Annotated in this window: 16 protein-coding genes and 1 riboswitch; of the genes, 8 read left to right on the plus strand and 8 right to left on the minus strand. The window is 55.0% G+C overall.

The genetic code is table 11. The features are described 5' to 3' along the window. Window positions 1–16 precede the first annotated feature (16 nt). The 8 genes from OVA03_RS03650 to OVA03_RS03685 all read left to right on the plus strand — a co-directional run bounded on the left by OVA03_RS03650 (window position 17) and on the right by OVA03_RS03685 (window position 7,729). Window positions 17–640, plus strand: coding sequence for a DsbA family protein (locus OVA03_RS03650; protein WP_267526825.1), 624 nt, complete (start codon window positions 17–19; stop codon window positions 638–640). 17 nt (window positions 641–657) lie between these two features. Then, window positions 658–1,368, plus strand: a complete 711-nt coding sequence (locus OVA03_RS03655; protein WP_267526826.1) for a thioredoxin domain-containing protein — start codon at window positions 658–660, stop codon at window positions 1,366–1,368. Window positions 1,369–1,371: 3 nt separating this feature from the next. After that, the gene (smc, locus tag OVA03_RS03660) at window positions 1,372–4,833 is read left to right on the plus strand and encodes a chromosome segregation protein SMC (RefSeq protein ID WP_267526827.1); all 3,462 of its coding nucleotides are present in this window, start codon (window positions 1,372–1,374) and stop codon (window positions 4,831–4,833) included. A gap of 210 nt (window positions 4,834–5,043) precedes the next feature. Next, window positions 5,044–5,373 carry an AtpZ/AtpI family protein gene (locus OVA03_RS03665; protein ID WP_267526828.1) on the plus strand — a complete coding sequence of 110 codons (330 nt, stop codon included), beginning with the start codon at window positions 5,044–5,046 and terminating at the stop codon, window positions 5,371–5,373. 58 nt (window positions 5,374–5,431) lie between these two features. Then, window positions 5,432–6,193 (plus strand): F0F1 ATP synthase subunit A, encoded by a 762-nt coding sequence (locus OVA03_RS03670; protein WP_267526829.1) that lies wholly within the window; start codon window positions 5,432–5,434, stop codon window positions 6,191–6,193. 46 nt (window positions 6,194–6,239) lie between these two features. Next, window positions 6,240–6,464 carry a F0F1 ATP synthase subunit C gene (locus OVA03_RS03675; RefSeq protein WP_189486895.1) on the plus strand — a complete coding sequence of 75 codons (225 nt, stop codon included), beginning with the start codon at window positions 6,240–6,242 and terminating at the stop codon, window positions 6,462–6,464. A gap of 115 nt (window positions 6,465–6,579) precedes the next feature. Beyond that, window positions 6,580–7,230, plus strand: a complete 651-nt coding sequence (locus tag OVA03_RS03680; RefSeq protein WP_267526830.1) for a hypothetical protein — start codon at window positions 6,580–6,582, stop codon at window positions 7,228–7,230. 10 nt (window positions 7,231–7,240) lie between these two features. Then, a complete protein-coding gene (locus tag OVA03_RS03685; RefSeq protein WP_267526831.1) occupies window positions 7,241–7,729 on the plus strand; it encodes an ATP F0F1 synthase subunit B in 489 nt (162 codons plus the stop codon). 55 nt (window positions 7,730–7,784) lie between these two features. Here OVA03_RS03685 and OVA03_RS03690 read toward each other — a convergent pair whose 3' ends face one another. The 8 genes from OVA03_RS03690 to OVA03_RS03725 form a co-directional block, all read right to left on the minus strand. Continuing rightward, window positions 7,785–8,342 (minus strand): PGPGW domain-containing protein, encoded by a 558-nt coding sequence (locus OVA03_RS03690; protein ID WP_267526832.1) that lies wholly within the window; start codon window positions 8,340–8,342, stop codon window positions 7,785–7,787. A gap of 216 nt (window positions 8,343–8,558) precedes the next feature. Then, window positions 8,559–10,118: an aminomethyl-transferring glycine dehydrogenase subunit GcvPB gene (gene gcvPB / locus OVA03_RS03695; protein WP_267526833.1), complete on the minus strand. Its 1,560-nt coding sequence runs from the start codon at window positions 10,116–10,118 to the stop codon at window positions 8,559–8,561. A gap of 1 nt (window position 10,119) precedes the next feature. Further along, a complete protein-coding gene (gene gcvPA, locus OVA03_RS03700) occupies window positions 10,120–11,460 on the minus strand; it encodes an aminomethyl-transferring glycine dehydrogenase subunit GcvPA (RefSeq protein WP_267526834.1) in 1,341 nt (446 codons plus the stop codon). Between the two features lie 7 nt (window positions 11,461–11,467). After that, entirely contained in the window at window positions 11,468–11,833 is a 366-nt protein-coding gene (gene gcvH / locus OVA03_RS03705; protein ID WP_267526835.1) for a glycine cleavage system protein GcvH, read from the minus strand. Between the two features lie 26 nt (window positions 11,834–11,859). Then, window positions 11,860–12,987: a glycine cleavage system aminomethyltransferase GcvT gene (gene gcvT, locus OVA03_RS03710; RefSeq protein WP_267526836.1), complete on the minus strand. Its 1,128-nt coding sequence runs from the start codon at window positions 12,985–12,987 to the stop codon at window positions 11,860–11,862. Between the two features lie 211 nt (window positions 12,988–13,198). Next, a riboswitch (glycine riboswitch) is annotated at window positions 13,199–13,292 on the minus strand. Window positions 13,293–13,331: 39 nt separating this feature from the next. Then, window positions 13,332–14,084: an NYN domain-containing protein gene (locus tag OVA03_RS03715; RefSeq protein ID WP_267526837.1), complete on the minus strand. Its 753-nt coding sequence runs from the start codon at window positions 14,082–14,084 to the stop codon at window positions 13,332–13,334. A gap of 90 nt (window positions 14,085–14,174) precedes the next feature. After that, window positions 14,175–15,065, minus strand: coding sequence for a 4-(cytidine 5'-diphospho)-2-C-methyl-D-erythritol kinase (locus OVA03_RS03720; protein ID WP_267526838.1), 891 nt, complete (start codon window positions 15,063–15,065; stop codon window positions 14,175–14,177). 3 nt (window positions 15,066–15,068) lie between these two features. After that, entirely contained in the window at window positions 15,069–16,847 is a 1,779-nt protein-coding gene (locus OVA03_RS03725) for a tetratricopeptide repeat protein (protein ID WP_267526839.1), read from the minus strand. Window positions 16,848–16,884 lie beyond the last annotated feature (37 nt).

Genomic DNA, 16,884 nt, shown 5'->3' on the forward strand with positions numbered 1-16,884 from the left:
TGATCTGGTGACCTCTATGTCTATGAACTTTGGAAAATATCTGGCCGTAGCGGCTTTAGGGTTTGGGTTGATGGTTTCGGCCTGCTCAAAAGGTGGCGGAGATGCGGTGAAGTCGGATGACATGGTGATGGGGTCGGATAATGCACCGATTACCCTGGTCGAATATGCGTCCGTGACCTGCAGCCACTGCGCCCAATTTAATGAGACTGTGTTTCCGGATATCAAGAAAAATTACATTGATACTGGCAAGGTTAAATATATCTTTCGTGAGTTCCTAACGGCGCCCAATGATGTCTCGGCCGCAGGGGTTTTGCTGGCACGATGCGCAGGTGAAGATAAGTATTTTCAGGTCATCGACTCCGTTATGCGTTCACAGCGGGAAATCTTTGAAACCGGTGATGCCAAAGGCGTACTTCTGCGCGTGGCCAAAACGGCCGGCATATCGGATGACCAGTTCAATAAGTGCGTCACCGATCCTGAAGGTTTGAAGCGCATTAACGCGAACATGGAAACAGCGATCAAAGAGCACAATATCACCGGCACCCCAACTTTCCTGATTAACGGTAAGAAGTACGATTACAAAGGCGGCGACATCAAAGAATTCGACGCTGCCTTTGCCGCAGCTTCGCCTGCCAAATAGATCGCCCAATAGCCTCAATGATGAAACTGCCGCAAATAAACATACTCAAGGCTCGCAGTCTCAGAGGGCTGGCGTTTCGCTGCGCCCTTGGTCTGGCGACTGGGTTTGCGGTAGTGGCGCCTATATCATTGTATGCGCAAAACAAGGCAGCATCTCAGGCCGAACTGCCGGAGATGTATAAAGGCAATCCCAACGCTCCGGTTGAGGTCGTGCAATATGCTTCCGCCACCTGCTCCCATTGCGCCCACTGGCACAATACAGTCTGGCCGGAGTTTGAAAAAAAGTACGTCAAGACCGGCAAGGTTAAGTTTACGTTCCGCGAAGTGGCCACTCAACCGGCCAATGTGGCTTTTGGCGTCTACATGGTCGGGCGGTGTGCGGCCGCCAAGCCTCCTGCCAAAATGACGGCATCGACAGCCTATTTCACGGTCGTCGACGGTTTTCTGAAAGATCAGGCCAAAGTCGCCCAGAGTGGCGATGCCTTGACTGAGATTAAAACCCTGGCCGCGCGCGTCGGTATGGATGACGCTGAGCTGGATGCCTGCCTCAAAGACGAAGCCCTGTTTCAAAAGGTGCGTGACCGCATGGAAAAAACCATGCAAGCCAACAACGTCGAAGGCACACCCACCTTTTTCGTAAACGGTGTGCGCCTAGATGGTGAAACCGAGCTAAAAGATTTTGACGCCGCCATTACCGCCGCGCAAAAACCGAAAAAGAAATCATCTTAAGACGTGCAATTCCAGCGGCTTAAACTCTCAGGCTTCAAATCATTCGTCGATGCTTCGGAATTTCGCATCGATCCCGGTCTGACGGGCATAGTTGGCCCAAACGGCTGCGGCAAATCCAACCTGCTTGAGGCCCTGCGCTGGGTTATGGGGGCCACCTCCGCTAAGGCTATGCGCGGCATGGGCATGGATGATGTTATTTTTGCGGGTTCCGATAAACGTCCATCACGGAACTGGGCCGAAGTCACACTGACTATCGACAATGCTGATCGTTTGGCGCCGCAGCCCTTTACCGACCAGCCCGTGCTCGAAGTGGCCCGCCGTATCGACCGTGGCGCTGGTTCTACCTATAAGGTCAATGGCAAGGAAGTCCGCGCCCGTGACGTGCAGCTTTTGTTTGCAGATGCCTCAACCGGGGCTAACTCCCCGGCCCTCGTCCGTCAGGGGCAGATCTCGGAACTGATTGCCGCCAAGCCGCAAAACCGTAGGCGCGTTCTCGAAGAAGCTGGCGGCGTATCCGGCCTGCATACGCGCCGTCACGAAGCTGAACTGCGCCTGCGCGCCGCTGAAACCAACCTGTCACGCTTGGATGATATTTCGCGCGAATTGGATCAGGCTTTGTCGCGTCTGAAACGTGAAGCCCGTCAGGCTGATAAATATAAGAAAATTTCGGCTGAAATCCGCGCCCTGCAAAAAGCGATCCTGCACGCCAAATGGCTGGAGGCCCTGACGGCGTTTCAGACAGCGACCGGCGAGATGCAAACCTTAAGCCGCCACGTAGAAGAGACCACCCGCGTGGCGGCAGTGGCCCAGACCGAAGCCCTGAAATCTGCCGAAATTATCCCTCGCTTGCGTGAAGAAGAGGCGGTAGCCGCAACCGTCATGCATCGCCTCAACATCGAGAAAGAACGCCTTGATCTGGAAGAAAAACAGGCACGGAACGAGATTGAGCGCCTTAAAGCCGATCTGCAACGGCAGCAATCTGACCACGCTCGTGAACTTGACCTTTCCGGTGATGGTCAAAACCAGATTGAGCGCCTAACCACGGCCCTTGATAAGGTGAAGCAGGAAATATCTGAGGCCCCCTCACGCGAGCCCGAATTGGAGGCGGCGGTTGCTACCGCCGAAACCGCACGTCAGGCAGCCGATCAAACGATTGAACGTCTGGCGTCCGAATTGGCGGCGCTTAACGAGAGACAAAGACTTGAGGCGGCGCGTCTGCGTGAGGCCGAAAACAGGTTTGAACGCGCCCAGGCGCAAGTGAAGGCCGCGCAGTCGGAGAAAGCGAATCTGGGCAGCTTTGATCATGACGCCATCACCGCCCTTGAACTGGCGGTAACCGCATCACAACGCACTCTTGATGAAGCCCGCAACACCAGCGAAACTCTTGACGCCGGACGCGCCCCCCTTATCGAGGCCGAAGCCGAGGCACGCAAAGCTGTACGCGAAGCCGAGGATAAGCTGGGTCGTATGACCGCCGAGGCGCGCGGGTTATCGCAAATTCTGCTGGGCAGCAATTCCAAAGAGAAAGCGCCTGTGCTTGATGCCGTGCGGGCCGATAAGGGTTATGAGCTGGCGCTGGCGGCCGCGTTAGGTGAAGACCTTAACCTGCGGCTGTCAGCGCGTAACAGTACCGATGCGCTCGCCTTTTGGGTTGAGGACTTCACCGCACAAAACACTATAAACTGGCCCGCAGGCGTTACGCCCCTTAGCCAGTTCATCAAGGCCCCAACCGCCCTGACAGCCCGTTTGAATGCGGTTGGGGTTGTAGCTCAATCTGACGGCGACAGTTTGCAGGCTCTGTTACCGACCGGGGCACGCCTTGTCTCCGTCGAGGGCGATCTGTGGCGCTGGGACGGCGTCATCGTGCGCGCCAAGGCCCCAAAGCCTGCCGCCGTCAGGCTGTCGCAACGCACCCGACTGGAAGATCTGGAAACCGAGATCGATGCACTCAAGCCGGAGCTTGCCACCGCGCAGGCTACTTTGGCCGCCGCCGCTCAGGCTCAGAGGGTTCACGAAGACAATGTGCGTAACGCGCGGCTGAAAATACCGGAGCTTGAACGCACTTTACGCGGCCAACAAATCAAACTGGATGAGTTGCAAAAAGCGCAGGCCCGTTTTGACGCCCGCACTCTGGCGCTGAGCGAGACCCTGACCCGCCTTGAAGAAGGCATGATCGAGGCATCAGAAGCTCTTGAAACTGTACGGTCGAAGCAATCCGCACCACAGGATCAGACCGAGCTTAACAATGCTCTCAACACAGCCCGTCAGGATGCTGAAATTAAACGTCAATTGGTCACCGCGACGCGATCAGCCCTTGATGAAGAAAAACGCAACCGTGCCGCAAGAGAAGGCCGCGAACGCAATATCAGCCGCGATCTGAGTGAGTGGACCCGTCGCCATGCTGAATCGAAAGCCCGTATCGAGCGCCTGCAAAAGGATCAAAACGCTACCGCCGAAGCGTTGAGTAAGGCCACAGATGCGCCTGCCGCGTTCGAAGACAAACGCATAAGCCTGCTGGACTCGCTGGAAACCGCTGAAAAACGCCTGACTGATGCGCGCGATAAACTACAAACCGCCGAAAATACCCGGCGTGAGGCTGACATAAAAGAACGCGCTCTGGAACAGGACGCCGCCGCAGCCCGCGAGCAACGCGCAGGCGCTGGGGCCCGCCTTGAAGCGGCCCAATTACGCAAGGATGAAATCGAAGCCCAAATCCTGAATGAAACGGGTTCCGATCCTGAAGCCCTAGGGCGCCGCCTCAAAGAAGAAGCGATTGCCACGCCTGCCGATGCAGCGGGTGCCGAATCACTTCTGTCGGGCCTTGAGCGCGAGCGTGACCAACTGGGGGCCGTGAACCTGCGCGCTGAAGAAGAAGCCGGTGAGTATCAGGATCGGCTGGAAACGCTTAGCCGGGAACGCCTTGATCTTACGACGGCGATTGCTAAGCTTCGTGACGGCATTGACGAACTGAATGCCGAAGGCCGCGAACGGCTTCTGGCAGCCTTTGAAATTATTAATGAGCACTTCAAGGCCCTGTTTGTCGCCCTGTTTGGCGGCGGATCGGCTGAGTTGCGTCTGGTCGAATCGGATGATCCTTTAGAGGCAGGTTTGGAGATTTTCGCCTGCCCGCCCGGTAAACGCCTGTCGACCATGAGCCTGATGTCAGGCGGTGAACAGGCTCTGACCGCCACAGCCCTTATTTTTGGGGTATTTCTCGCTAATCCGGCACCGGTGTGCGTTCTGGACGAAGTTGATGCGCCGCTCGATGACGCCAATGTCGATAGATACTGTAAATTACTGGACGAAATGCGCACGCGCACCAATACGCGATTTATCGCCATCACCCACAATCCTGTTACTATGGCCCGCATGGACCGCCTGTTTGGCGTGACTATGGCCGAGCGCGGCGTCTCGCAACTGGTCAGTGTCGATCTTCATCAGGCCGAAGCTCTGGTGGCCGATTAATGGCCGCTTAAAATACGCCAAAAACAGCGCTGTCATTTCCGCGCTATGACTAATATAGTCAAAAACCTCCACGGCTTAGATATAAATATACATTAAACTACACTTTAGTCCCGCCCCTTGCTTGACCTTTCATCGCCTTGCGATTAGGTTCCGCGCCGTTCGAAGCAGGGTTATCTCTTAGGGGATAATCCGCCTGTTAAAGTTTTAAACATGACAGATGAACCCGAAAAAGAGACGTTGCGTGATCGCAAACTCGATGAACTTGAACAGCGCCTTAACGCTATTGAAGCGAAAAAGCGTAAGTCATCAGAAAAAGATCATGCCGAAGCGGGCGCCAGCGCGGGCTATCAGGCCCTGGGCGAACTGATCGGGGGCATTTTTGTCGGTTTAGGGCTGGGGTGGCTGTCTGATACATATCTCGGCACCAAGCCTTGGGGTATGATTGTGGGTGTTCTGATTGGTCTGGCGGGCAGTGTTTACCTGATCGCCAAATCAGCCAATAGATCCACCTCAGACAGTGATGCGTCGAAAAAAGATTAGGGTGATTAAGGCGGAGCTATCCGTCTTTGATATTGATGATTTAAAAGAGGTAGGGCTTATGGCCGATCCGTTACACCAGTTTCAGATCCAAAAGATCGTTGATCTTCCGACCGTGGAAGTGGCTGGTATCCCTGTTGATCTGTCTATTACCAATTCGGTTATGGCCATGATTATTGGCACCGGTGCGGTGATCCTGTTTTTCCTTTTTGCAACCGCTCGCACAGCGATCATTCCCGGCCGTATGCAGGTCATGGCTGAAGGTCTGTTTGGCCTGATTGATGATCTGGCCGAGTCCATCATTGGCGATGAAGGCCGTCACTTCTTCCCCTTCATCTTCACCCTGTTCCTGTTTATCCTGAGCCTTAATCTGGTGGGGATGACGACCTATTTCACAGCCACATCGCAACTGGCCGTGACAGCCGCATTGGCGGTCCTGACAATCGGCGCTGTGATCGTGGTCGGCTTTGCCCGTAATGGCCTTGGCTTTTTCAAACTGTTCGTGCCGTCGGGCGTGCCGTGGTGGATTTTGCCACTGATCGTCGTGATCGAAGTCGTCTCTTTCCTGATGCGCCCTATCACCTTGTCCTTGCGTTTGTTCGGCAACATGGTCGGTGGCCACATCGTGATGAAAGTGTTTGCCGGCTTCGTGGTCGCTTTGGCAGGCCTTGGCATCGGCGGCGTTGTCGGCGCTGTTCTTCCGCTTCTCTCTGTTGTGGCTTTGACTGCACTGGAGTTTCTGGTGGCCTATCTGCAAGCCTTCGTGTTTGCGGTTCTCACCTGTGTTTATCTGAATGACGTGGTGAATTTAGGCCACCACTAATCGGTTTTTCTTCCTCTAAATAATCTCTATCAGGAGTTTTAAGTCTATGGACGCTTCAGCTTACAAATACCTCGGCGCTGGTCTGGCTATGCTTGGTATGATCGGTGCCGGTATCGGCCTCGGCGTACTGTTCGGCAACTTCTTCCAGGCCGCTCTGCGCAACCCTTCGGCTGCCAAGTCGCAACAGACCAACCTCTTCATCGGCATGGCGCTGACCGAAGCTCTGGGCATCCTGGCTTTCGTTATCGCCATCATGATCCTGAACGGCTAATTCGCTTAAACAAACACCAATGATCGCGGATCAGGAACCTTAACCGTTGCTGATCCGCGGGTTTGTTTACAGATAGTCCCGTTTACGGCCTGAGTTCAGGCCATTTAAGGAATTCATGATGAGCGCCGCAAACGACACCCTGGCTATGTCGCCGGCTGCGGAGCCTTCCGATACGGCGCCCGTCACGACGGTTGCCACTCTCGACCCCGTAGCCACTGCCCCGGCAGACGCTCATGCTGACACGCATGAGAGTACTGAACACGCCGGTGGTGAAGCCCATGCCAAGGGCCTGCCTCAGTTTCAAACCGAACACTGGGCGGGACAAATCGTGTGGCTGGTGATTATTTTCACCATCCTCTACATCGCGATCGCCAAGATGTTCGCGCCCAAGTTACGCGGCGTTATATCGACGCGCGGTTCGACCATTTCCGAAGATCTGGCTAACGCCCGCGCTATTCGTGACGAAGCCGAGGCTCAGGCTAAGATGTCGGCCGAAGAAACCGCAGCCGCCCATGCCGCAGCCCGTAAGCTGGCATCTGACGCTAAGACCAAGGCCGCCGCTGAAAGCGCCAAGGTTCAGGCTGAAGAAGACGCCAAGCTTAACGCGCTGATCGAAGACGCTGAAACCAGCATCCGTGCTTCACGCGACAAGGCTATGGCCTATGTCGAAGATATTGCCACGGAAACGGCCAGTGTTCTGGTTGAAAAACTAACCGGCAAAGCCGCCACCAAAACGGCCCTTAAAGCCGCTTTGAGTAAGGCATAGGAGCACAGATATGGATTTTTCTAATCCCGAAGTTTGGGTACAGATCGGCCTCCTGTTATTCTTTGCCCTGCTGGTGGTCATGAAAGTGCCCGCTAATCTGTGGAAGTCGTTAGGCGACACAGGCGACGCTGTCCGTGCTGAACTGGACGAAGCGGTGCGCATCCGTCAGGAAGCCCAAAGCCTGCTCAACCAAATCAAGGCCGAGCGTCTTGAGGCTGAGCAAAAGGCTAAGGAACTGGTAGCCTTCGCTGAATCCGAAGCCGTGCGTCTGGCCGAAGAAGCCAAGGAAAAGCTGGCGGAAAACATTGCCCGCCGTCAGGCCTTAGCCGAGCGCAAAATCGCTCAGGCCGAAGCCAAGGCGGAAGCTGATGTCAAGGCTGCTGCGGCTGATCTGGCCACCAAACTGACTGAGACCATTCTAATCGAACGCAATGCCGGCCTCAAAAGCGACCCATTGGTCGATAAGGCCATTGGTCAAATCGGTCAGCGTCTATCCTGATCAGTTTAGGACTAAACTCAAATAAAAAACCCGCTGGTTGATCCGGCGGGTTTTTTTAATGATGTCTGTGTTTCCTAAGAAATCTGCGCCGGAAGGCGGATAACATCTTGCCTTCTTTTTTAAGAAGCAGCCGCTCAGTCCGTAGAATTTGCTGCCATAAGATCGAGAATATCGGCGGGTTTTTGCGTAACAACTTACGAAGCGGCATGATCCAGTTGGGGTGCGAGCGTTTAAGCTCCATGAACTTGCGCTTCGTCCAGTAGGAGTTGCGCATCATGATGATCAGCCCCGCAATCGATAGCGGCATGCCCATCGGGCCCGGCAGTGGCGCGATCAGAATACCCAGCAGCACCAGAGAGGCCCCGGCGGTAATCAGAATAGGCTTCAAAATTCGGCTTAATAGGCTGCGAGGTTTAATATTGAGCCGCGCTTTAGCGGCCTTTTCAATTTCGCTCAGAAACCGCTTGGACAATTTAGGCTTACGCGTTTTGAAAATATCCTGAAAAAATGAACGCTTGGCTTTAGGCTGCTGACGCGCACGCTCTCTAGTCCGTCCTTTTGGGACGGCGACGGGCAGGATACCCGTGGAGGAGCTGTCGTTCGGCGCGGTCATCAACATATCCGGCAAATCAGGTTATGGGATCATACGCCCCATATGGGCGCATAGGCCCTTAGAGTAAAGGCAGTGGCGCGGCGTTTTCATGTCTTTCGTGATCAACTTAGGTAAGAAATTGATACTGTGATAAAAAAGACCCCGGCACATCGTACCGAGGTCTAAATCTATATCATAACGCTCTAAAAATTAATTGTTACAAACAGTTAAGGCGCCTTAACCATAGGTCAGCTTGGGTTGACGCGCTGCCTTGGTTTCATCCAGACGCCGTGTTGGCGCCAGATGCGGGGCGTTTTTAAAGCGAGCAATGTCATACGTATTGTTTTTGGTGGCCAAGGCCGCAGCCGCCAAAGCCCGAAGCGTGTCTATGAAACGGTCGAGTTCCGCTTTTGATTCGGTTTCGGTCGGCTCGATCAGCATGGCCCCATGCACAACCAGCGGGAAATACATGGTCATGGGGTGGAACCCTTCATCGATCATCGCCTTGGCGAAGTCGAGGGTCGTCACTTGCGTGCCCTCCAGCCATTTGTCATCGAACAGGGCTTCGTGCATACACGGCCCGTCCGGGAACGGTACGCTCATGATGTCCTGCAACGAAGCTTTGATATAGTTGGCATTGAGCACGGCGTCCTCAGCCACCTGACGCAGGCCGTCAGACCCGTGGCTCAGCATATAGGTCAGGGCGCGGACATACATGCCCATCTGACCGTGAAACGCACACATACGGCCAAAGTTAGCTGCGGAAGCGTCCTCACCAAACTCTTCCAGCACATAGCCGTTGCCAGAGTTGACCACCCACGGCGTCGGCGCATAGGCCGCTAAGGCCTCAGACAGCACCACAGGGCCCGCACCCGGCCCGCCCCCGCCATGCGGCGTCGAAAAGGTCTTATGCAGATTGATGTGCATGGCATCGACGCCCAGATCACCGGGACGCACGCGGCCAACAATTGCGTTGAAATTGGCACCATCGCAGTAGAAATAGGCACCGGCGTCATGGATCAGTTTGGCAATATCAACGATATCACGCTCAAACAGCCCGCAGGTATTGGGATTGGTCAGCATGATGGCCGCGACATCATCGGTGATCTTGGATTTCAGGTCTGCCAGATCAACCCGCCCATCGGAGGTTTGGGCGATTTCCCGCACGCTGTAGCCCACAAAGGCCGCCGTGGCCGGATTAGTACCGTGCGCTGAGGATGGCACCAGCACCGTACGGCGATGACCTTGCCCCCTGGCTTCGTGGGCAGCCTTGATGGACAATAGCCCACATAGTTCGCCGTGCGCACCCGCCTTGGGCGACAGGGCTACCGCCGGCATGCCCGTTAAGGTCTTAAGCCAGTGCGCCAGCGTATCCATAAGCTCCAGCGCCCCCTGAACAGTCGAGGTCGGTTGAAGGGGATGGATGTCGCCAATGCCTTCCAGCCGCGCCATTTTCTCATTCAGGCGCGGGTTATGCTTCATGGTGCACGACCCCAGCGGATAGAGCGCCAAATCGATGGCGTGGTTCTTTTGGCTTAGGCGCACATAATGGCGCATAGACTCCGGCTCAGTAAGGCCCGGCAAGCCCAGATTATCGCCGCGCACCAGATCACCGAGATCCGAAGGCGTAATGTCGATGTCTGCAAAATCAACGCCCGTGCGGGTGTAATCGTTTTTCTCGAAGATTAGGCGCTCGTATTGCAAAAGCCCTTTGCCGCCGGTCAAGGACTTAAATTCAGCCGAGGTTTCAGCAATATCGTCCGGGCGGGTCGGACGGCCAACAGCATTCATGGACATCTTAGAGCACCTCTTTCAGAGCGGCGACAAAGGCGCTCATGTCAGTATCGGAAACGGTTTCAGTGACGGCGATAATCAGATGATTATCAAATGCCGCATCATTATGCAGGCGCGTAAATGGCACACCACCCAGAATACCTTTGGCGGCCAGGGCTTCGACGGTCTCAGCAGCCGACTTCGGCAGCTTAATTGTGAACTCGTTGAAGAAGCGTGGCGTCAGAACGTCCACGCCAACTATCGACGCCAGTTGATCTTTCAGCGCATGGGCCTTGGCGTAGTTGATCTTGGCAACCCGCTTAAGCCCTTCCTGGCCCAACAGGCTCATGTGAACACTGAAGGCTAGCGCACAAAGCCCTGAATTGGTACAGATATTGGAGGTCGCCTTATCTCGGCGGATATGCTGCTCGCGCGTCGATAACGTCAATACGAAACCGCGCTCACCATCAGCATCGACAGTCTCACCACACAGGCGGCCCGGCATCTGGCGCAGGTACTTTTCTTTAGCGGCAAACAAGCCGACATAGGGCCCGCCAAACGATAGCGGCACACCAATCGACTGACCTTCGACGGCGACGATATCGGCACCCATCTCACCGGGCGATTTCAACAAGCCCAATGACATGACCTCGGTGACCACCACAATCAATAGTGCACCCGCCGCCTGAGCCGCTTCGGCAATCCGGGTCAGGTCAGTCGCCGTACCAAACACGTTCGGCGTCTGCACCACCACGCAGGCCGTGTCTTTGTCGATATGCTTCAGAACTTCGGCTTCGGCATCAACCGCAGGGGTCAAAGCCTCAGTCTCCATTCCCACCGCATGGGCCAGGGTCTCAACCGTATGGGTATAATGCGGGTGCAGACCGCCGGACATGACCGCCTTATTGCGCTTGGTGATGCGCTGCGCCATCAGCACGCCTTCAGCGGCCGCCGTTGACCCATCATAGAGCGAGGCGTTGGCCACAGGCATGCCGGTTAAACGCGCCACCTGCGTCTGGAACTCAAATAGAACCTGTAAGGTACCTTGCGCGATTTCAGGCTGATACGGCGTATAGCTGGTCAGGAACTCGGAGCGTTGAATGATGTGATCAACCGTTGATGGTACGTGATGCCGATAGGCCCCGGCCCCAACAAAAAACGGTACGCGCGACGGGCTGAGGTTTTTCGCCGCCATCGCCTTGATTTGGGCTTCGACCTCCATCTCACCGGCATAGCGCGGCAGATCAACCGGCGCAGTCAGACGCGCCGACGCCGGCACATCGACAAACAGATCATCGACGGACTTGACGCCAATGGTAGCCAGCATTTGGGCCCGATCGGCCTCATTCAACGGTAAATATCTCATAATACCCTTACAGCGTAGAGAGGAAGGCTTCGTAGGCGTCGCGATCCATCAGAGCCTCGACCTGAGCCGCATCCGACAGCTTGATTTTCGCGAGCCAACCCGTGCCTTCGGGGGCCGCATTGATGACTTCAGGGCTGCTGGACAGTTCATCATTGGCGGCAATGACTTCGCCCGATATGGGCGCATAGACGTCAGATGCCGCCTTGACGCTTTCAACGACGGCAAAGCTGTCGCCCTGATTTACGGTCTTACCGACTTCTGGCAATTCAACGAAGACAACATCGCCCAAGGCATCGGCGGCATAGGCCGATATACCCACCAGAGCCGTATCGCCTTCGACCAGTACCCATTCGTGATCTTTGGTAAAGCGCATGAGAAAACCCCTATAAGAATTTGAAATTAAGCTGATTTTTTACGGTGATAGCCGTTTTTGACAAACGGCAAGGCAACTACGGTGCATGGATAGGCCTTACCACGCACATCCCAGGTCAACTGAGTCCCGACCTCAGAAAAAGCTGGCGGCACATAGCCCAGGGCGATCAGACCACCTGCTGATGGCGAAGGCCCGCCAGAGGTGATGTAGCCAATGGCTTCGCCAGCCTCATTGAGGATTTTGGCACCTTCGCGCGCGGGAGGGCCTGCCTCACCTTTCAGGGCCACGCGCACGCGCGACAAACCACCCTCAAGCTCAGGTTTCAGGCGGTCGAAACCCAAAATATCACCGGCCTCAAGACGCAACTTGGACATCGCAAAACCCAGATTTGCCTCAGCCAGACTATAACCCGTATCCATCTCGTGGCCATAGAGCGGCATCCCGGCCTCCAGGCGCAAACTGTCTCGCGCCCCAAGACCTATGGGCTTCACTACCGGATCAGACAGCAAAGCATCCCACAGTTCAGCGACTTGGTTTTCATGGACTGAGATTTCAAAACCATCTTCGCCGGTATAGCCGGAGCGGGAAACATAAACCGTATGGCCCTGCCAGGTGAAAGTGCCGCAATCCATGAAGTATATATCGCACGCCGCCGGAATGACCTTCGCCATCACATCCTTCGCCTTTGGTCCCTGCAAGGCGAGCAACGCACGGTCACTAAGGATTTCCAGCGAGGTATCGCCCTTAAGGTTGCGACCGATATAGGCAAAATCCTGATCCTTGCAGCCCGCATTGACGACCAGAAACAAACCGTCAGCTTCCGGGCGCGACACCATCAGGTCGTCAAGAATGCCTGAATTATCATTGAGCAGCAGGGAATATTTCTGACGGCCCGCTTTTAACACTTTGAAATCGGTCGGCGTCAGCGCCTCAAGCGTGGCGATGGCGTCCTTACCCTTCAAACGGGCCTGCCCCATGTGCGACACATCGAACAGACCACATTCAGCGCGTGTCCATTTGTGTTCACCCAGCACGCCGTCATACTGCACCGGCATGGCGTAACCGGCAAACGGCACCATGCGCGCGCCCAGATCAACGTGGCGCTGATAAAGGCGGGTATATTTCAGAGTCTCAGTGTTTGGGGCGTCAGCCATGAGCAAACCTCGGTCAACAGGCGCGAATGCGGGATCACAGAACGATGCATAGTTCTGCCCCCGCTGTCCATTGAACCTGAGAGATTTCAGCCTTTAAGATTTAAAGACCTTGCTCCTTCGGCGGATCGTCAAAATTAGTGGCGCATTTTTAAGCGAAAAACCGGTATCTACTTTTTCGCAAAATGCTCAGACGATCACTTTCCAGCGTTTAGCATATCGTGCGGTCCGTGGTGCCTGAGCGTTTCCGGGGCGGTTGCGCCTTCGGCGTTGCGAGTCATGCCCGCAATCTCTCCCGCATGATATATTTCGCTTGTGCGATATGCCTGACCAAGAGTCAAGCGGCGTCAGCCATTGTTGACGATCATTTTAAGGTGACCCTTTTCGCGCAATTCCGGCGGGTCATAGGCTTCGGGTCGCTCAATCACCTTGGGCGGTTCCAAAAGCTTCTTTTTATGGCGCACCGCCTGCGGCAGTAATGAGGCTTCCAGATGCTCTCGCTCAATTTCGATATGAGCGTCAGCGTATAATAATATGTGTTTATTGGGAAAACGTCCCGGCGGTGAGACCAGTACCAGCTTCTTTTTCGGGAAGCGTTCCTTGAGGTAGCGCGCCGTAGCTGCATGGTCACCATCAGCGGTCACCAGATAGCAGACATCAAACAAATTATCCTCAGCGTCGGCGGCAATCGACAGCGCCAGATTGACATCGCCCTGCTTCTCAATCGACAGGTGCCATGTGTGCCCGCAAGAATTACAGCCATCCAGCGCCGACACAAAATGGCCCATGCGTGTGACAACCCCGCGCGCTTTCAGCGCCTGCATATAATCATCATGCCGCTTCATCTTGGCTTTTGATTGCGGACGAAAGGCCGAACACCACACCACGCGCTTGACGACTTCATCCACCGGGGCCAGGGCCCGCCCTAATGCCTTAAGGTCTAACCATTTCAGGTAGGGTCGCTTATAGGCGTCAACCGCGTGATAGAGGTTAAAACCATCATAATAGATAGCCGCGCGCTTACGGAAAAACGGTAATGACCAACCTTTTTCAGTCTCGAGGCTTTTGTCCAGCCGTCTGTTTTTATTGTGATTGGACATACTCGGACTTAACCACCCCATTAACCCGTGGTTAAGTATTGCCCGATGTTTACGCCCTTGTCAGCAGCTTTCGTGTAACACCGTGCATATTTAGCTTAAAGTGCAGGCCCTGACCCAGCTTTGCGGATATTTTTCGATCAGACGCTCGGCCAAACGCTTGGCATCCGCAAGCGTGTCGCACAGGGCAAAACAGGTAGCGCCTGAGCCGGACAATCTGGCCAAACGGGTTTCAGGCTCACCCGACAAACCTGTCAGAAAATCGCCTATCTGCGGATGTAGATGAACGGCGGGCGCTTCCAGATCATTGCGGGTTTCGGATAGCGCGTCGATCAGATGATCAATATTGATGATGGATCGAAACGGCGCGCTGGCTTCAATCGGGTCAAATTGACCAAGCCTGTCATACTGACCGTAAACGTCCGGAGTTGAACAGGCTATACCCGGATTGATCAATACGGCCGGAACGGCGGGCAAGGAGAGCTTCGTCAATCGTTCCCCGTATCCTTCGGCCAAAGCGGATTCGGCCCACAGGCACATGGCTCCATCCGCGCCCGTGGTTGCCGCTATGGCTTCGAGCGCTGCGTCGGTCAGGTCAGGTGCATATTGAGCGCGCAAGAGGTGCAGAACCGCCCCCGCATCCGCCGACCCGCCCCCGAGCCCTGATGCAACTGGCAAATTCTTCGTCAGGTGAATATCATGCCGATCAATATTGATACCTGTCACCATTTCAAAGCGACGCAGTGCTTTTAGGATGAGGTTGCTGTCATCGGTCGGCACCCCGTCTGCAAAGGGACCATCACAGGTCAGCCTTGCCTCTTGTGGCACATTCTTAGGGCGCAAGGCGACCTCATCCCCGACATCGGCAAACATGACAAGGCTCTGTAGCGGATGATAGTTTTTAGCATCCGGAGCCGCCACATGCAGGTACAGATTGATCTTGGCGCGCGCCAGAATCGTCAGAGGAAGCGATATGTCAGTCATCGATCAGGGCTTAGATGTCACGACCTTGGCAGGTGCCGGCGCATCAACCGAAGCCACGGTGCTCTTGGCCTTAACTTCGGTATCACCGAGTTTTTGTTTAACCGAGGCCAGTTGCTTTTCGCTGGCCCCCTCAAGCGTCAACACGCGCTGCCACTGATAACGCGCCTCATCGCCACGCCCAAGCGCACGGTAAACATCACCCAGATGCTCATTCACTTCCGGGTCAGACGGTTCCAGCAAAATAGCCTGCTCGATCCAGTCCAGCGCCTGATCATACTCACCGAGACGGTAATAGCCCCACCCCAGCGAATCCATCATTGCCCCTGATTTCGGATCAGCCTCCAGGGCTTTTCGGACCAGTTCCATGCCGTCCTTGACGTGCATATTGCGTTCAATCCATCCATAGCCCAGAAAATTCAAAACTTCAGGCCGGTCAGGCGCCAGAGCCTTAGCCTTTTTGACCGCACTTTCGGCCATATCCCACTGCCCTAGCTGGTCATAAAGGACGGCCTGCATGAACCAGGCCTGCCATGTAAAATCGCTGTCACCATAGGTCTTGACGCGATCACGGATCAGATCGAGACCGGATTGATATTTACTTTGGGCGCGCAGGATGTCCGCCATCTGAACCGTCAGATCAAGATTTTGCGGATCAACCTTGGAAAGGTTAGCTAAAATCTCAAAGGCCTGATCTTTTTGATTGTGGTCATTGAGGCTCCACGCCAACCGCATCCGGGCCTCACGATAGAACGGCGAATTGGGCTCGATGTCAGCCCATACCTTTTGCGCGGAATTAAAATCACGCATCTTACCGTGGATTTGCCCCAGCAATATCTTGGCCCGATCCTGATCCGGATTGAGGTAAAGTGATAACCTAAGCGACGTCAGGGCCATCTCGACCTGCTGCTCAGTCAGATACAAGGTGGCCGACATGAATAACGTATCGGCAATACCCTGCTTGAGGCTGGGCAATGGCGGCTTATCCGAACTTCCGGACTGAATACGTATAATCGATTGTTCTGTCAGGACATCCGGCGACATGGCGGCGATATCCTGATAGATTTTCAGCGCTTCGTCCTTACGTCCACGTCGCTCCAGAAACGCACCGTAGCTTGGCCCAAAAAATACGCCGACAGCCCCCGGCTGATAAAGCTCCTTATAGAGTGCTTCGGCCTCATCGGTCTTGCCACGGATTTCAGATAAGACTGCCTGATCCAGTGCCCCAAATAGTGACAACAGCCGGTCACGCGACTGCGGCGCCCCGGACAAGGCCTGATCCCATTTTCCGTCGAGGGCATATACCCACGGCCTCAGCAAGGAACCGGTACGGTTCTGCGATTGCAGGGCCAGCATTTCGTCCAGCGCCTCACCCGCTTTTGCCGGTTTATTGGCCTTGATGTAATCAACGGCCACCACGAGGTCACCCAGGGCCTGAATATAGCGCGGACTCTCAGAATTGGTCGGACGTGCAGAAACCGCATAATCAATATCACCACTCAAAAGGGCGGCAATAAAGGCTTTTTCTCTAAGGCTTTCGTTCAGGGGATCGGCCTTGGCGGCCGAAATCAGCGACTCCGCAGCGACCATGGTATCGCCGCGCGACACGGCATATTTGCCGACCAGATATTCGCCGTAAGCGCTGTTGGGTGAAGCTTTCGTAAACTTCACCCGTCCCTCACCCGCAGGTGCCGCCAATACCGGATTTGCGCTCAGTATACCCGCCGTTAATAACAGGCCCGCCACCAAAAAATTACGTGAAAAGCGCGGCAGTATCTGATCCATCAGGTAAAACTTTCAACGACGGGTGTGCAACTGCGCT

The organism is Asticcacaulis sp. SL142, from assembly GCF_026625745.1.
Lineage (GTDB): Bacteria > Pseudomonadota > Alphaproteobacteria > Caulobacterales > Caulobacteraceae > Asticcacaulis.

Excerpts from the sequence above, each read along its gene's own strand:
- OVA03_RS03650 (WP_267526825.1), top strand. The coding sequence starts at position 17 with ATGTCTATGAACTTTGGAAAATATCTGGCCGTAGCGGCTTTAGGGTTT.
- OVA03_RS03655 (WP_267526826.1), top strand. The coding sequence starts at position 658 with ATGATGAAACTGCCGCAAATAAACATACTCAAGGCTCGCAGTCTCAGA.
- OVA03_RS03665 (WP_267526828.1), top strand. The coding sequence starts at position 5,044 with ATGACAGATGAACCCGAAAAAGAGACGTTGCGTGATCGCAAACTCGAT.
- OVA03_RS03670 (WP_267526829.1), top strand. The coding sequence starts at position 5,432 with ATGGCCGATCCGTTACACCAGTTTCAGATCCAAAAGATCGTTGATCTT.
- OVA03_RS03675 (WP_189486895.1), top strand. The coding sequence starts at position 6,240 with ATGGACGCTTCAGCTTACAAATACCTCGGCGCTGGTCTGGCTATGCTT.
- OVA03_RS03680 (WP_267526830.1), top strand. The coding sequence starts at position 6,580 with ATGATGAGCGCCGCAAACGACACCCTGGCTATGTCGCCGGCTGCGGAG.
- OVA03_RS03685 (WP_267526831.1), top strand. The coding sequence starts at position 7,241 with ATGGATTTTTCTAATCCCGAAGTTTGGGTACAGATCGGCCTCCTGTTA.
- OVA03_RS03690 (WP_267526832.1), bottom strand. The coding sequence starts at position 8,342 with ATGACCGCGCCGAACGACAGCTCCTCCACGGGTATCCTGCCCGTCGCC.
- gcvPB (WP_267526833.1), bottom strand. The coding sequence starts at position 10,118 with ATGTCCATGAATGCTGTTGGCCGTCCGACCCGCCCGGACGATATTGCT.
- gcvPA (WP_267526834.1), bottom strand. The coding sequence starts at position 11,460 with ATGAGATATTTACCGTTGAATGAGGCCGATCGGGCCCAAATGCTGGCT.
- gcvH (WP_267526835.1), bottom strand. The coding sequence starts at position 11,833 with ATGCGCTTTACCAAAGATCACGAATGGGTACTGGTCGAAGGCGATACG.
- gcvT (WP_267526836.1), bottom strand. The coding sequence starts at position 12,987 with ATGGCTGACGCCCCAAACACTGAGACTCTGAAATATACCCGCCTTTAT.
- OVA03_RS03715 (WP_267526837.1), bottom strand. The coding sequence starts at position 14,084 with ATGTCCAATCACAATAAAAACAGACGGCTGGACAAAAGCCTCGAGACT.
- OVA03_RS03720 (WP_267526838.1), bottom strand. The coding sequence starts at position 15,065 with ATGACTGACATATCGCTTCCTCTGACGATTCTGGCGCGCGCCAAGATC.
- OVA03_RS03725 (WP_267526839.1), bottom strand. The coding sequence starts at position 16,847 with ATGGATCAGATACTGCCGCGCTTTTCACGTAATTTTTTGGTGGCGGGC.